The 16,179-nt window shown below is 56.7% G+C and carries 13 protein-coding genes; 9 read left to right on the forward strand and 4 right to left on the reverse strand.

The genetic code is table 11. From position 1 onward, the window contains the following. Positions 1 to 207 precede the first annotated feature (207 nt). From rimP to DUD43_RS05445, 8 genes are all read left to right on the forward strand, one after another. Positions 208 to 699 carry a ribosome maturation factor RimP gene (rimP, locus tag DUD43_RS05410; protein ID WP_042484488.1) on the forward strand — a complete coding sequence of 164 codons (492 nt, stop codon included), beginning with the start codon at positions 208 to 210 and terminating at the stop codon, positions 697 to 699. Continuing rightward, a complete protein-coding gene (nusA, locus tag DUD43_RS05415; protein WP_042484214.1) occupies positions 696 to 2,180 on the forward strand; it encodes a transcription termination factor NusA in 1,485 nt (494 codons plus the stop codon). Before rimP ends, nusA begins: the two co-directional genes overlap by 4 nt. Positions 2,181 to 2,247: 67 nt before the next feature. After that, positions 2,248 to 5,304 (forward strand): translation initiation factor IF-2, encoded by a 3,057-nt coding sequence (infB, locus tag DUD43_RS05420; protein WP_153229452.1) that lies wholly within the window; start codon positions 2,248 to 2,250, stop codon positions 5,302 to 5,304. 3 nt (positions 5,305 to 5,307) lie between these two features. Beyond that, positions 5,308 to 5,721: a 30S ribosome-binding factor RbfA gene (gene rbfA, locus DUD43_RS05425; RefSeq protein ID WP_009457603.1), complete on the forward strand. Its 414-nt coding sequence runs from the start codon at positions 5,308 to 5,310 to the stop codon at positions 5,719 to 5,721. Positions 5,722 to 5,754: 33 nt separating this feature from the next. Further along, positions 5,755 to 6,507 (forward strand): tRNA pseudouridine(55) synthase TruB, encoded by a 753-nt coding sequence (gene truB / locus DUD43_RS05430; RefSeq protein ID WP_022983561.1) that lies wholly within the window; start codon positions 5,755 to 5,757, stop codon positions 6,505 to 6,507. 3 nt (positions 6,508 to 6,510) lie between these two features. Beyond that, complete coding sequence (gene typA, locus DUD43_RS05435; RefSeq protein WP_153229453.1) at positions 6,511 to 8,328, forward strand: translational GTPase TypA; 1,818 nt, start codon at positions 6,511 to 6,513, stop codon at positions 8,326 to 8,328. Positions 8,329 to 8,693: 365 nt separating this feature from the next. Further along, a complete protein-coding gene (locus tag DUD43_RS05440) occupies positions 8,694 to 9,884 on the forward strand; it encodes an NAD(P)/FAD-dependent oxidoreductase (protein ID WP_153229454.1) in 1,191 nt (396 codons plus the stop codon). A 14-nt stretch (positions 9,885 to 9,898) separates the two neighbouring features. Next, positions 9,899 to 10,357 (forward strand): DUF1641 domain-containing protein, encoded by a 459-nt coding sequence (locus DUD43_RS05445; protein WP_194273441.1) that lies wholly within the window; start codon positions 9,899 to 9,901, stop codon positions 10,355 to 10,357. A 75-nt stretch (positions 10,358 to 10,432) separates the two neighbouring features. Here DUD43_RS05445 and hisM read toward each other — a convergent pair whose 3' ends face one another. From hisM to DUD43_RS05465, 4 genes are all read right to left on the reverse strand, one after another. Further along, positions 10,433 to 11,134 (reverse strand): histidine ABC transporter permease HisM, encoded by a 702-nt coding sequence (gene hisM, locus DUD43_RS05450; RefSeq protein WP_153229455.1) that lies wholly within the window; start codon positions 11,132 to 11,134, stop codon positions 10,433 to 10,435. After that, complete coding sequence (locus tag DUD43_RS05455) at positions 11,134 to 11,823, reverse strand: ABC transporter permease (RefSeq protein ID WP_153229456.1); 690 nt, start codon at positions 11,821 to 11,823, stop codon at positions 11,134 to 11,136. The genes hisM and DUD43_RS05455 overlap by 1 nt, the downstream gene beginning before the upstream one ends. A gap of 16 nt (positions 11,824 to 11,839) precedes the next feature. Beyond that, a complete protein-coding gene (locus DUD43_RS05460) occupies positions 11,840 to 12,634 on the reverse strand; it encodes an ABC transporter substrate-binding protein (protein ID WP_153229457.1) in 795 nt (264 codons plus the stop codon). A 102-nt stretch (positions 12,635 to 12,736) separates the two neighbouring features. Further along, the gene (locus DUD43_RS05465; RefSeq protein ID WP_153229458.1) at positions 12,737 to 13,405 is read right to left on the reverse strand and encodes a TIGR00730 family Rossman fold protein; all 669 of its coding nucleotides are present in this window, start codon (positions 13,403 to 13,405) and stop codon (positions 12,737 to 12,739) included. Here DUD43_RS05465 and polA point away from each other — a divergent pair. Then, complete coding sequence (gene polA, locus DUD43_RS05470; RefSeq protein WP_153229459.1) at positions 13,404 to 16,121, forward strand: DNA polymerase I; 2,718 nt, start codon at positions 13,404 to 13,406, stop codon at positions 16,119 to 16,121. The genes DUD43_RS05465 and polA overlap by 2 nt on opposite strands. The last annotated feature ends 58 nt before the right edge of the window (positions 16,122 to 16,179 follow it).

Here is a 16,179-nt window from a genome sequence, read left to right on the forward strand (position 1 = left end):
ACGTTTGTGTCGGCTGGGTCTTTTTTGATGCTGCGCGCCAGCGAATAGGGCGGTCTTTCAAGGCAAGGACCGCGTGGATCATCCGGTTCGGTTGCGCCTGCAACTTTCCCGATTTGACGTTGGCAATGCGCAAGACCAGGGCCCGCTTGACTCTCAAGTGTGCATGGTGACCATGGGCTGGCGTACAGCCCATTTTTTTTGGATTTTATGGCAGACATTCTAGCTTTGGCACAAGAGACCCTGGCGGGTACCGAGTACGAACTGGTGGACGTGGAGCGTGCGCCGCTGGGCTTGTTACGCATCATTATCGATCACCCGGAAGGGGTGCGTATCGAACACTGTGAATGGGTGTCTAAACAATTGTCGCGCGTTTTCGAAGTGGAAAACGTGGACTACAACCGCATGGAAGTGACCTCGCCGGGGGTGGATCGCCCTTTGCTGCGCATTGGCGATTACGTCCGTTTTGCGGGCAGTCGGGTGCAGGTGCGCCTGCACGAAGCACTCGATAATCGGAAAGTGTTTGTGGGTACGCTCCACGCTCCCGAAGGGGCGCTACCGGCTAGTGTTCCGCTGGATACCGTTTTTAGGCTGGAACTGGACGAAGCATCGGGCAAGCTGACGCAGGTCGAATTCACCTATGACCAGGTGGATCGTGCCAAATTGGATCCCGTTCTTGATTTCAAGGGTAAGAAGCGATGAGTCGCGAAATTCTATTGCTGGTCGATGCGCTGGCGCGTGAAAAATCCGTAGCGCGTGATGTCGTGTTCACCGCGCTCGAAAGCGCTTTGGCCTCGGCCATGAAAAAGCGCTTCAAAGAAGATGTCGATATCCGTGTGGAAATCGACAGGGAAACCGGCGCCCATGAAGGGTTCCGGCGCTGGCTGGTCGTGCCCGATGAGGCCGGCCTGCAAGAGCCCGATAAACAGGAAATGTTGTCTGACGCCCAGGAAATCGATCCCGAGTTGCAAGTGGACGATTACATCGAAGAGCCGCTCGAGCCTATCGAGTTCGGTCGTATCGGTGCCCAGGCGGCCAAGCAAGCCATTTTGCAAAAGATCCGCGACGCCGAGCGCGAGCAGGTTCTGAACGACTTCCTGGAACGTGGTGAAACCATTGTTTCCGGTACGGTCAAGCGCATGGATAAGGGCGATGCCATTATCGAAATGGGCAAGATCGAAGCGCGTCTGCCTCGTTCGGAAATGATCCCCAAGGAAAATATCCGCGTGGGCGATCGTGTTCGTGCCTGGGTACAGAAAGTGGATTATGCCGCTCGTGGCCAACAGGTCATCCTGTCGCGTACCGCTCCTGACTTTATTAAAGAACTGTTCGAGAACGAAGTACCCGAGATCGAACAGGGTCTGCTGGAAATCAAGGCGGCTGCCCGTGATGCGGGTGTGCGTGCCAAGATCGCTGTTATTGCTTACGACAAGCGTATCGATCCTATTGGTACTTGCGTGGGCATGCGTGGTTCGCGCGTTACTGCGGTGCGCAACGAACTGGGCGGCGAGCAGGTCGATATCGTGTTGTGGGCCGACGATCCGGCCGAATTCGTGATCGGTGCTCTGGCTCCGGCACACGTCGAGTCCATTCTGGTGGACGAAGACAAGCACGCCATGGACGTGGTGGTAGACGAAGAAAACCTGCCCAAGGCGATTGGTTCGCGTGGTCAGAACGTGCGTCTGGCGTCGGAATTGACCGGCTGGCAGATCAACATCATGACACCGGAAGAAAGCCGCAACCGTCAGGACGAAGAGCGCGAAGAATTGCGCGCTACCTTCATGTCCCGTCTGGATGTGGACGAAGCCGTGGCCGATATTCTGATCGACGAAGGGTTTACCGGTCTGGAAGAAATCGCTTATGTGCCCATGCAGGAATTGCAGGACATCGAAGCCTTTGACGAAGAAACCGTCAACGAGCTGCGTGCCCGCGCCCGTAACGCACTGCTGAGCGAGGCCATCGCCAAGGAAGAATTGGTACAGACCGCGGTCAAGGAACTGGCAGGAGTCGAGGGCATGACGCCCGAGCTGATCGCCGTACTGGCCGAAAACGAGATTACAACGCTGGATGAACTGGCGGAACTGGCAACGGACGAACTGTCCGAGATGACCGGCCTGGCGCAAGATGCGGCCAGCGATCTGATCATGCGTGCCCGTGCCCACTGGTTTGACGACGAGGCCTGATATGTCTAGCTAGGTCCCGCGCGTTGTATTCATTAAGAATAGTTGTAGTAAAGCAAGAGAGAGTCGAATGTCGAGTAACACTGTCGCCCAGTTCGCTCAAGAACTGAAAATGCCTGCGAATGTTCTGCTGGAGCAGTTGCGTAGCGCAGGTATTGAGCTCAAATCAGTTGATGACGCCATCACTGATTCGGATAAGGCGAAGCTGCTTGAATCGTTGCGCCGCTCGCACGGCAGTCAGGAAGGCAACAAGATCACCCTGACTCGCCGTCAAACATCGGAGATCCGTCAGGATGACGGGTCGGGTCGCTCCCGCACGATTCAGGTGGAAACACGCAAGAAACGCGTGTTTGTAAAGCGTGATCCCTCCGAGCTGGTGGCAGAAGCCAATGCGGCATTGGCACAGGAAAATGCAAAGGAGCAAGCTGCTCAGGCCCAAGCGGCCAATCAGGAAAAACCGGCTGTTGAACAGGCGCCTGCCGCGCCTGTCAGCGAGCCCGTCGCTCCTGTGGCAGCCGCTCCTGAAGCGCCTGTGAAAGAGCAAGCCCCTGTGGAGTCCAAGCCTGAGCCCAAGCCAGAGCCTGAACCCGAAGTGGTCGCTGCTCCCGAGCCGACTCCTGTTGCTGAGCCCACGCCCGAACCTGCTGCTCCTGCAGAGCCCGTTGTGGCTGCCCAGGAAGATACAAAGAAACCCGAGCCTCAGCCCGAGGAACAAGCACCTGCTGCAACGGAACCTTCCGAAGCCGCGGCAGCGCCTGTTCAGGAAAAGGCCGAATCGGCTCCCTCTCCTACGGCCCAAGAAAAGCCCGTGGAACCTACTAAATCTGTAAACGACGCCCGTCAAGCTAACTCTGTGAATAAAAATCAGCACCCTCAAGGGACTAAAACGCCCACTTCGACTGGAAAACCTCGGGATATGGCCGCCAACAGCCAGCGCCGTGCAGTGCGTGGCCCGGTGATTCCTCCTGTTGCCGCCGATGTGGAGCAAGACCAGGATCGTGATCGCGCCCGCAAGGCCGCAGAGGCGGAAGCCGCTGCTCTGCGCGATATGTTGAACCGTCCTCGTAAAGTCTTGCGTGCTCCCGAGCCGGAAGCTGATAGCAAGGCAGGTGCCAAGGGCGCTCAGAAGAAAGACGCCAAAGGCTCCAAGACCGACAAGGCTCCGGGCAAACCCGTCAAGACCGACAGCACTCCTGGCTGGACCAGCGATGCCAGCCGCAAGAAGCAGCCTTCCAAGGCTGATGTGGCTTCCGCCGGTGCCGGTGGTGGTCGTGAAGGCTGGAAGGCCAATGCCAAGGCCGGTCGTGGCAAGGGTGGCCGTGGTGGCCGCAATGCTCAGGCCGAGCGTCGCGAACCACAAGTAGCCGAATTCATTGCCCGTGAAGTGCACGTGCCTGAAACCATTTCGGTCAGCGATCTGGCTCACCGTATGGCCGTCAAGGCTGCCGAGGTGATCAAGCACCTGATGAAGCTGGGTCAGATGGTTACCATCAACCAGGTGCTGGATCAGGAAACGGCCATGATTCTGGTCGAAGAGCTGGGTCACAAGGCGATTGCCGCCAAGCTGGACGATCCTGAAGCCTTCCTGGTGGATACGGATGCTCAGAACGATGCCGAACTGAAGCCACGTGCCCCAGTGGTAACCGTGATGGGTCACGTTGACCACGGTAAAACTTCGCTGCTGGACTACATCCGTCGCGCCAAGATCGCGTCGGGCGAGGCCGGTGGTATTACGCAGCACATCGGTGCTTACAACGTCAAGACAGCACGCGGCACCGCTACGTTCCTGGACACCCCCGGTCACGAAGCCTTTACGGCCATGCGTGCTCGCGGTACCAAAGCCACTGACGTGGTGATTCTGGTGGTGGCCTCCGATGACGGCGTGATGCCTCAGACTCGTGAAGCCATTCACCATGCTCGCGCTGCTGGCGTACCGCTGGTGGTGGCGATCAACAAGATTGATAAACCTGAAGCGAACCCAGAGCGCGTCAAGCAGGAACTGGTAGCCGAAGAAGTGGTGCCTGAAGAATACGGTGGCGATGTGCCCTTTATTCCTGTGTCGGCCAAGACCGGCCAGGGCATCGACGAATTGCTGGAAAACGTGCTGCTGCAAGCCGAAATGTTGGAGTTGAAAGCTCCGGTTGACGCACCTGCCAAGGGTACGGTTATTGAAGCCCGTCTGGACAAGGGCCGCGGTCCTGTGGCCACCATTCTGGTTCAAAGCGGTACCTTGAACCGTGGCGACAGCGTGCTGGTTGGCGCCTCTTTCGGTCGTGTTCGCGCCATGCTGAATGAAACCGGCAAGTCGCTGAGCTCGGCTGGTCCGTCGATCCCGGTGGAAATCCAGGGTCTGACCGAAGTGCCTGCCGCTGGTGACGAACTGGTTGTGATGGCTGACGAGCGTAAAGCCCGTGAAATCGCCCTGTTCCGCCAAGGCAAGTTCCGTGATGTGAAACTGTCGCGTCAACAGGCCGCCAAGCTGGAGTCCATGTTCGACAACCTGGGCGAAGGCATGCAAACCTTGTCGCTCATCATCAAGACCGACGTACAGGGTTCGCAAGAAGCGCTGGTGCAGTCGCTGGTCAAGTTGTCTACCGACGAAGTGCGCGTGGTGGTTGTACACGCTGCCGTGGGTGGCATCTCCGAGAGCGACGTCAACCTGGCTATCGCGTCCAACGCGGTGGTGATCGGCTTTAACGTCCGTGCCGAGCAAAGCGCCAAGAAACTGGCCGAAGCCAATGGCATTGATCTGCGTTACTACAACATCATTTACGATGCGGTCGACGAGGTCAAAGCGGCTCTGTCCGGCATGCTGGCTCCTGAACAGCGCGAAGAAGTCATCGGTATGGTTGAAATTCGCGAAGTCTACAACGTGTCACGTATTGGTAACATCGCCGGGTGTATGGTTACCGAAGGCGTGGTCCGTCGCGACTCGCAAGTTCGCCTGCTGCGCAACAACGTCGTGCATTGGAGTGGCTACCTGGAGTCCCTGCGCCGCTTCAAGGACGATGCCAAGGAAGTGCGTTCCGGCTTCGATTGCGGTATCACGCTGCGCGGCAACAACGACATCCAAGTGGGCGACCAGCTTGAGATCTTCGAGATCAAAGAGATCGCCCGGACACTGTAATTTATGGCACGACACAAGTCCAAACCAAACCCAGGGCGCAATCTGCGCCTGGCCGACCAGATCCAGAAGGATCTGGCGGTCCTGATCCAGCGCGAGATCGACATGACCCGCGCTGGTCTGATCACCTTGACCGGCGTGGAATTGTCTCCCGACTACGCTCACGCCAAAGTGTATTACTCGGTGCTGGGCGCCGAGCCCGAAGTCGCCCAGGCGGCTTTGACCGAGAAGGCCGGCTGGTTGCACTCGCTGCTGTTCAAGCTGCTGCATATCCATACCGTTCCGACTCTGCATTTTCATCACGACCGACAGTTGGAACGCGGCATGGAGCTCTCCAAGCTCATCGACAGCGCCAACCAGGCCGATAGCGAATTGACTGGCTCTGCGTCCAAATCGGACGAGCCAGACGAACAGCCCTGACGCGGCTGTTGTTTCTTCACGGATTGACACACGATGGCTACGCGAAAACGCGGGCAGTTGATTGACGGTGTGCTGCTACTGGACAAGTCCGACGGAATGTCCAGCAACCACGCCTTGCAGCGTGCTCGCCGCACTCTGGATGCCCGCAAAGCTGGCCATACTGGAACCCTGGACCCGTTTGCAACGGGCCTGCTGGTTTGCTGTTTTGGCCGGGCTACCAAGATTTCCGCCACGATGCTGGAAGCAGACAAAGCCTATGAAGCTACCTTGCAGTTTGGACAGGAAACCGATTCAGGTGACTTGACCGGCAATGTGGTGTCCCAGGCTCCGGCAGATTTTGCCGGTGTCACCCTCGAGGCGCTGGAAGCAGTACTACCTGCTTTCCGAGGACCCATTACCCAGGTGCCGCCCATGTATTCCGCGCTCAAGCGCGATGGCAAGCCCCTGTATGAATATGCCCGTCAGGGTATAGAGCTGGAACGTGAGGCACGACATCTCGTGATTCACGATTTGCAGGTGCAAGACTTTACGCCGCAATCGGCGCGTTTGTTTGTACGTTGCAGCAAGGGAACCTATATCCGGACCCTGGCGCAAGACATTGGACGTGCTCTGGGGTGTTTTGCCCATCTGACGGCCTTGCGCCGGACAGAGTTAGGACCTTTTCATATCGACGACGCCTACACCCTGGACGGGTTGCAGGCGATGGAAGACCCGATGTCGGCCTTGCTGGCCATCGAGAGCTTGCCTACCGAGATTTTGCCCAAAAAACTTCAATCAGAAGGATGAGTTATGAGACGCGCATTGCGCAATGTGGCCATTATTGCCCACGTTGACCACGGGAAGACCACCCTGGTCGATCAATTGTTGAGACAGGCAGGTACGTTCCGTGACAACGAACATATCTCCGAACGTGTCATGGACTCGGGCGATATCGAGAAAGAACGCGGTATTACCATTCTGGCGAAGAACTGTGCCGTCGAATACGAAGGCACCCACATCAACATTATCGACACCCCCGGTCACGCCGACTTCGGTGGTGAGGTCGAGCGCGTGCTGTCCATGGTTGACGGCGTGCTGTTGCTGGTGGACGCGGTTGAAGGCCCCATGCCTCAAACCCGTTTCGTGACTCGTAAAGCCCTGGAACTGGGTCTGCGTCCGATTGTGGTGGTCAACAAGGTTGACCGTCCCGGCGCCCGTCCTGACTTCGCGATCAACGCCACATTCGACTTGTTCGACAAACTGGGCGCAACCGACGAACAGCTGGACTTCCCCATCATTTACGCATCGGGTCTGTCGGGCTACGCCGGTTTGACCGAAGACGTGCGTGAAGGCGATATGCGTCCTTTGTTCGACGCGATCCTGGAGCACGTGCCCCAGCGTGAAGACGACGTCAACGCACCTTTGCAGTTGCAGATCTGTTCCCTGGACTACAGCTCCTACGTGGGCAAGATCGGTGTAGGCCGTGTGAACCGTGGTCGCGTGCGCGCTGCCCAGGACGTGGTCGTGAAATTTGGTCCGGATGGCGAAGTCATCAAGGGCCGCATCAACCAGGTTCTGAAGTTCAAGGGTCTGGAGCGTGTGTCGGTAGATGAAGCCGAAGCCGGTGACATCGTGCTGATCAACGGTATTGAAGAGCTGGGCATTGGTTGCACGGTAACCGATCCTGCTCACCAGGAAGCTCTGCCTTTGCTGCGCATTGACGAGCCTACCCTGACCATGAACTTCATGGTGAACACCTCGCCTCTGGCTGGCCGTGAAGGCAAATTCGTGACCAGTCGTCAGCTGCGCGATCGTCTGGACCGCGAACTGAAATCCAACGTGGCTTTGCGTGTTAACGAAACCGACGACGACACCGTGTTTGAAGTGTGCGGTCGCGGTGAATTGCACCTGACCATTCTGATCGAAAACATGCGTCGTGAAGGCTACGAAATGGCCGTATCGCGTCCACGCGTGCTGATTCGTGAAGAGAACGGCGTCAAGATGGAACCCTACGAGCAACTGACCGTGGACGTCGAAGACGGCCACCAAGGTGGCGTGATGGAAGAACTGGGTCGCCGTCGTGGTGACTTGCAGGATATGGTTGCCGATGGCCGTGGTCGTACACGCCTGGAATACCGTATTCCCGCTCGCGGCCTGATCGGCTTCCAGGGCGAGTTCATGACCCTGACACGCGGTACCGGCCTGATGAGCCACACCTTTGACGAGTTCCGCCCCATGCGTGAAGGCACGGTTGGCGAGCGTCGTAACGGCGTGCTGATCAGCCAGGACGACGGTGATGCCGTGGCCTACGCGCTGTGGAAGCTGCAGGATCGCGGTCGCATGTTTGTGTCCCCTGGTGATGCGCTGTACGAAGGCATGATCATCGGTATTCACAGCCGCGACAACGACCTGGTGGTTAACCCCATCAAGGAAAAGAAACTGACCAACGTGCGTGCTTCCGGTAAGGACGAGCACATTGATCTGGTTCCACCTATCCGTATGAGCCTGGAATACGCTGTGGACTTCCTGGACGACGACGAGCTGGTTGAAGTGACTCCCAAGTCCATTCGCCTGCGCAAGCGTTACCTGAAAGAACACGAGCGCCGTCGCAGCCAACGCGAAGGTTAATCCTTCGGGTTTAGCGATACGAGAAAACGCCTGCTTGATGCAGGCGTTTTTTTTATCTTATATTGTCAGGGTCAGGCCAGATTTGAAGAAATTATAAAAAAGCTGGGGTGTAGGTTTAATTACCCCCAGCTTGATTTTTTAAAATCAGCAGAGGGTGTGAGATAAATAAAATTGATTAAGCAGCTTATCAAAAAAGACGCAGCTGTTTTAATTTTGGCTTAATACCTGTTTGATACGAACTGGCTGGACACATTACCAAGCTCGCTTTGCGAAGTCTCAGTTATTGCTGTGCAGGATCTTGTTTTAACTGAATTTTTAGTGATTCAGGATGCTCTGCGCAGTTTCCCCCTTTCAGGAGAATACTGATGGTGCAGCATATTGTGATTGTAGGTGGTGGTATTGGCGGTACGATGACCGCCAATCATCTGGTAAGCAAGCTCTACCCGGAGATTCGCTCCGGCAAAGTCCGCATTACCATGTTGTCCAATTCCCCTTGGCATTATTACAAGCCCGCTTTTATGTACGTGGCGTTTGATGCTTTTTTCCGGGACGAACTGCGACGACCGCAAATTTCCCTTTTACGCCCTGAAATTGATTTTCAGCTGGAGGAAGTCAGTGGCTTTGACTTCAAGGCCAGCCGTCTGCACTGCGCTAGCGGCAAGAAGATTGATTACGACTACCTGGTGCTGTCTACGGGCTGCGTCCCTTCCCCGGAAAAAATCGAAGGTCTGAAAGAGGGCGGTGATCACTTCTACCAGCACGCCCCTGCACGCCAATTGGCTGACCGTCTGAGCAAGCTGGAAAAAGGCCGTGTGCTGGTAACGGTGACTTTCCCCAAAACCCATAACGTGCCGCACCAGTGCGGGATCGCTCCCGTGGAAACGACCCTGATGCTGGACGAGTATCTGCGTCGTCGCGGGGTGCGCGACAAGGTGGAGATTGCCTATACCTATCCCACTACCTCCCAGCTTTTGCGTAATTGCCTGTTCATGCAGAACGAGGTTTGCCAGGTCTTGCCACCGATTTTTGAGGACAGGGACATCAAGCATCAACGCGGTTTTACCTTGAGCCGGGTGGACCCCGAACGCAAGATTGCGTATTCCGTGGAAGGCGCAGAAGAGCCATTCGACCTCTTGATGGCGACTCCACCGATTACCGCCGTTGCGGCAGTGCGCGACTCGGGCATTTCGCAAGCAGCCGATAACGAAGGCTGGGTCCCCACCGATCACCAAACCATGAAGGTGCTGGGTCTGGATAATGTGTATGTGCTGGGTGACACGGTGGACCTGCCCATTAGTAAAGCCGGTGGCTCCTGCCACAACCAGTCGCCCGTGGTGGTCAACAACCTGGCCTCAGAGCTGCGATTCGGGCGCACCAGCGACGAATACGATGGCCGTGTGGTGGCGGTAGCCCAAATGGGTCTGGAGGGCGGTATGCCGCTCTGGTACGACTACAAGGAGGATGTGCATCCTACGCCCCCCACCAAGCTGGGTGGCTTGCTGCGCAAGGGCTTTAATCGGGGTATTTACTGGGCCGTGGCCCGTGGCTTGGTCTAAGTCAGGAGAGACAGATGAATTCGGTATCGGATAAATCCTTGAACCCCGAAGATGCGGGTGCGGCTCAGAAAAAACCAACAGCCCTGGAAAGCTTGCTGGGAGAAGACCCTGGCATCAAGGGCCTGGACGAACTGATCGGCAAGATCGAGCCTTTGCTGGCCGGTGGTCGCCTGAATCGGGTAGTGGATGCGGTGTCCCTGCTGGCCGATCTGGTGGATATGACGGACGACTACATGCTTGAAAAGCTTATGAAGGGCTTTGAGGAGGGCGTAGGAGCCGCCTGGTCGGTTGGAAACGCGGCACGTATGGCTTCGGACCAGGTGCGGGCTACGGAGACCACACCGACCCTGATGGGGCTTATACGCCTGGCCAAGGAGCCGGAAGTGCGTCGCGGTCTGACTTTCTTTCTGATGATGGCCGGTGTGATGGGACGCCAGATGCGTTATCAGAACCTGGATCACACGGGGGACTGATGCGATAGCTGTATCGCTAAAGAAAAATGGGCCGCTTTTGCAAGCGGCCCATTTTTTTGCTCAGCACCTCAGCGTTCAGTGATTCAAGAACGCCATTTGGCGTTTTTCCACGATACGGAAAATACCGACCAGAATGAAGGACACGCACAGGTAAATCAGTGCAGCAATCCCGTAGGAGGTAAAGGTCTGGTAGGTGGCCGCATTGGCATCACGCGCGATCTTGAGCAGGTCAGGAACGGTAGCGGTAAAGGCCAGCGAGGTGGCGTGCAGCATCAGGACCACTTCATTGCTGTAAGCGGGCAGGACGCGGCGCAAGGCTTGCGGCAGAATCACGCGGCGGTACAAGGTCCAGCCGGACATGCCATAGGCACGCGCCGACTCGACTTCACCGGGAGGCATGGAGCGGATGGCCCCGGCAAAAATCTCGGTGGTGTAGCCAACAGTGTTCAAGGTCAGCGCCAGAATCATGCAGTTGAAGCCGCTCATGAAGAAGGCTTCCAGTGCAGGCACGGATTTGATGATGGCCAGCTTGTACATGGCGGTGTAGATCAGCAGGATCTGCACGTACAAGGGAGTACCGCGGAAAAAATAGGTGAAGGCACCAATAGGGCGCGACAGCCAGGCTTTGCCCGAAACACGGCCAATGGCCATGAAAATCGACAGGAAAAAGCCGATGGCAACCGAGATCACCAGCAGCCAGAGCGTCATGGCCAGACCCGAGAGCTGACCATTGCTTTGGTACAGATAGGCGCGCCAGAATTCGTTCAGAACATCCATTAGAACTGCGCTCCTTTCACGCCAATGTTGTAGCGTCGCTCCAGGTAGCTCAGCCCGATATTGCTGACAGCGGTCAGGCCCAGATAGATCAGGGCGGTGATGCCAACAAAGAGGAAGGAGTTGAAGGTCGCGTTACCGGCGTTTTGCGCAATCTTGACCACATCGCTCAGGCCGATCAGGGACACCAGCGCAGTGGATTTGAGCAGGATTTGCCAGTTGTTGCCCAGTCCAGGCAATGCGTAGCGCATCATTTGTGGGATCTGGATGCGGTGCAAAACCTGCCAGGCGCTCCAGCCACAGGCCTTGCCGGCTTCCATCTGGCCTTTGGGGATGGCCATCAGGGCGCCACGGAAGGTTTCGGCAAAGTAAGCGCCATAAATAAAACCCAGCGTGACCACACCGGCGCCAAAGGGATCAATCTCGATCATGTCCCATTCCAGCCAGTCAGTCAGCTCGTTCAGCCAGATTTGCAGGCTGAAAAAGAACAGCATCAAGAGCACCAGGTCCGGGACGCCCCGGATCAAGGTGGTATACAAACCGCCCACCCAACGCAGCAGCGAGGCGCGGGACAGTTTCATCAGGGCAGCGACCAGACCCAGCACCAGGGAAACCAGCAGTGAGAGCACGGCCAGTTTGATGGTTTCCCAGGTGCCGACCAGCAACTGCGGCCCATAACCGTAAAGCAACATGGTTCAGGTATCCAGGTCAGGGCGCGATGCGAATGTTTTCTTTTTGGAAGTACTTGTCGGCAAAGGTCTGCATGGTGCCATCGGCCTTCATTTCGCGCAGAACTTCATCAACGGTTTTCTTGAGTTTCTTGTTGCCCTTGCGAATGCCCATGGCGATAGGCTCGTTCAGAATTGGACTGTCGTCCACGGTGCTGCCGGTCAGTTCAAAGTCGGCACCGGCTGGTTTGCTCAAAAAGCCTTCGACGGCGTTCTGGGCTTCCTGGAAAGTGGCGTCCACGCGGCCACCGGCAAGGTCATTGAACGCGTCGGTGTAGCTGGGGTAGGCCACAACGGTCACCCCGTTATTGGCCCAGTTCTGGCGCGCATAGGTTTCCATTGTCGTGCCTTGCTGCACGCCGACGCGCTTGCCTTTCAGGGACTCGGCGGTGGGCTCAAAGCCGCTGCCTTTGCGGGCGGCCAGACGAACCGGCACGATGTACATGGGTTCGCTAAAGTCGATGACCTTGGCGCGTGCCTCGGTAGCAGTCATGGTGGAGTTGGCCAGATCGAACTTGCGCGCTTGCAGGCCGGGGATCAGGCTGTCAAAGGACTGGTCGATCCACACGCACTTGGCTTGCAGGCGCTTACAGATTTCGTTGCCGATGTCGATGTCAAAGCCTTGCAGCTCGCCACTGGGGTCCAGAAACTCGAAGGGGGGATAGCCCGCTTCAGTGGCAAAACGGATTTCGGACGGCCCGGCTGCATGGGCAGCAGCGGGCACTAAGGCACTGCAAAAAGCCACCATCAGGAGGCGGGCAAGCATTTTGTTCATGTGGAGGACTCCGGCAAATATCGACTAGCTTGTGGCATTCAATACAAATTCGGCCCTGCTGATGGAGGGCCGAAGAAAGACTGCAAATTTAACCCGTACGCCTTACTGGGGCAATGCGGGTTCCGCCCTAGGCAGTACGCAACACTGGTTAATGTAGGTCATGACTTCGTCCAGATCGTCGGTTACGACCAGCAAATTCAGGTCTTTGGGGCCGATCAGACCCATCTCCATCAATTGGTCACCAATCCAGTCGATCAGGCCGGACCAAAAGGAAGTGCCGATCAGTACAATGGGTGCGGGTGGGACTTTGCCTGTTTGAACCAGGGTCATGACTTCAAACAGCTCGTCCAGGGTACCGAAACCGCCAGGCAGGGCAATGTAGGCCCAGCTGTGCATGAAGAAGGTGGCCTTGCGCGAGTAGAAGTACTCGAACTGCAGACTTTGTGTCTGGTAAGGGTTGTTGGTGGTTTCGTGGGGCAAGCGTATATTCAGGCCAATACTTTGCCCGCCTGCTTCGTACGCGCCTTTATTGGCTGCTTCCATCAGGCCAGGACCGCCGCCTGCAATCAGGGTGACGCCCGCTTCGGCCAGACGACGACCCAGTTCCTGGGCCAGTTCGTAGTAGGGATGACCGGGTTTGATGCGTGCGCTGCCGAAAACACTAACGCCAGCACCCATTTCTTTTAATGTATCGACCGCAGTTTGCAGCTCCTTCATGATGGTAGGAATCTGCTCAGAGGCCGGTAAACGGACGATTTTATTGTTAGACATGAAAAAAACCTTGTTGCTCGTTGATGGTTCCAGCTATCTGTACCGAGCGTACCATGCGATGCCCGATCTGCGAAACGCGCAAGGCCAGCCTACAGGCGCCTTGTACGGGGTCATCAATATGCTGCGCCGTCTGCTACAGGATTATCAAGCGGACTATATGGTATGCGTTTTTGATGCCAAAGGCCGCACATTCCGGGACGATCTGTACGATCAATACAAGGCTAACCGGCCCTCCATGCCCGAAGATATGGCGGTGCAAATAGAGCCTATTCACAAAGCGGTACGCGCCATGGGCTGGCATCTGATTTGTCAGTCCGGCGTGGAGGCCGACGATATCATCGGCACGCTTTCCCGTCTGGCGGCTGAAAATGGCATCGAGACCGTGGTGTCTACCGGAGACAAGGACCTGGCCCAGTTGGTCAATGAGCATGTGCAGTTGGTCAACACCATGAGTAACGAGACGCTGGATGTAGAAGGCGTTACCAATAAGTACGGGGTACGCCCGGATCAAATTATCGATTATTTGATGCTGATTGGCGACACCTCGGACAATATTCCCGGTGTTCCCAAGGTAGGTCCCAAGACGGCCGCCAAGTGGTTGGGCGAATATGGCAGCCTGGACGAACTGTTGCAGCATGCCGACAAAATCAAGGGTGTGGCCGGCCAGAACCTGCGCGATTTCAGCTCCAACTTTGACATGACGCGCAAGTTGGTCACGGTCAAGCTCGATTGCGAGGTGCCCGGCTTCACGGGCGATTTCGGCGCTCTGGAGCCGGAGCCCCGCGACAATGCCGTGTTGCAGGATATCTACGAGACCTTTGGTTTCCGCACCTGGTTGCGCGAACTGACGGATGATCCCAAGCGCGTGCCCGCCCAGGATGCTCGTGTGGAGGCTGAAACGCCTGCTGCGCCGGCTGAACTGGATTACCAGACCGTCACGACTAAAGAACAGTTGCAGTCCCTGCTAAGCCTGCTGGAAAAGGCCGAGCTGGTGGCGCTGGATACGGAAACCACCTCCTTGGACCCCTTGATGGCGCGTCTGGTGGGTTTGTCGGTGTCAGTCAAGGCGGGTCAGGCTTTCTATGTGCCGGTGGCCCACCGTGGCTCGCTGGATGTGGAACAGCTGGATAAAGACTATGTATTGGAAACCCTGCGCCCCTGGTTGGAAAACGCCGAGGCGGCCAAGGTACTGCATAACGCCAAGTACGATACCCATGTCCTGCTGAATGAAAAAGTCAGCTTGCGCGGCATCTGCGAGGACACCATGTTGCAGGCTTATGTCTTGCAATCGCACAAGCGCGTCAGCATGGAAGAGCTGGCCTTGCAATGGCTGGGTCTGAAAGGTGCGTCTTACGAGGATATTTGCGGCAAGGGTGCCAAGCAGATCGGCTTTGACGAGGTGGATATTCCGGTGGCCTCGCAATATGCCTGCGAAGATGCGGACTACACCTTGCGTCTGCATCAGTGCCTGCGTCCTCAAGTGGCCAAGGAAGAAGGTCTGGAGCGTATCTATCTACTGGAAGTGCAGGCTTCGGATGTGCTGACCATTGTGGAGCGCAATGGCGTCAAGATTGATGTGCCTACCTTGGCGCGTCAAAGCCACGAGCTGGGCCAGAAAATGCTGGAGCTGGAAAACAAGGCCTATGAGCTGGCTGACCAGCCTTTCAATATGAATTCCCCCAAGCAAGTGGGCGAGATTCTGTTCGGCAAGCTGGGTATCCCGGTGGTGCGTAAAACAGCCAGCGGCGCTCCTTCTACTGATGAAGATGTTCTGACGCGTTTGGCTCAGGATTACCCCTTGCCGCAGGTGCTGCTGGAATACCGTGGTCTGGCCAAGCTCAAGTCCACCTACACCGACAAGCTACCCAAAATGGTGAATCCGGACAGTGGTCGTGTACATACCCGTTATGCGCAGGCTGCTGTCATTACCGGGCGTCTGGCTTCTTCCGATCCCAACTTGCAGAACATTCCTGTACGTACCGCAGAAGGCCGCCGTGTTCGTGCCGCCTTTGTGTCCGAACTGGGCAAAGTGGTCTCGGCTGACTATTCCCAGATCGAATTGCGCGTGATGGCCCATGTGTCGGGCGACGAAAATCTGCAGCAGGTGTTTGAGCAGGGCGGGGACGTGCATACGGCAACCGCTGCCGAGATCTTTGGTGTGGATGCCAAGGATGTCAGCTCGGACCAGCGTCGTGCGGCCAAGGCGATTAACTTTGGTCTGATCTACGGCATGGGCGAATTCGGTCTGGCCAGCAATCTGGGCATTACCCGTGATGCGGCCCGTGCCTATATTGATCGCTACTTCGCTCGCTATCCTGGCGTGGCCAGCTACATGACTCGCATCAAGGCCCAGGCCCATGAGCAGGGTTATGTGGAAACCGTGTTCGGTCGCCGCCTGTGGTTGCCTGAACTGAAAGGCGCGAAAGGGCCGCGTATGGCCGGTGCAGAACGTGCCGCCATTAACGCACCGATGCAGGGCACCTCGGCTGACCTGATCAAGATGGCCATGGTGGCTGTGCAGCGCTGGCTGGAAGAAAAGGGGTTGCGCACGCAAATGGTCATGCAGGTACATGACGAACTGGTATTCGATGTACCCGAAGACGAGCTGGATGTTTTGCGTGAAAACCTGCCGGGCCTGATGTGCAATGTGGCCAAGCTGGATGTGCCGCTGGTGGCTGAAGTCGGCGTGGGCGACAACTGGGAACAGGCTCACTAAGGCTTCTTGGCAGGCTAAAGGAAAAGGCGACCTGATGGTCGCCTTTTTTTGTAGTAGA

The sequence above is a fragment of the Alcaligenes faecalis genome (assembly GCF_009497775.1).
Lineage (GTDB): Bacteria > Pseudomonadota > Gammaproteobacteria > Burkholderiales > Burkholderiaceae_B > Alcaligenes > Alcaligenes faecalis_D.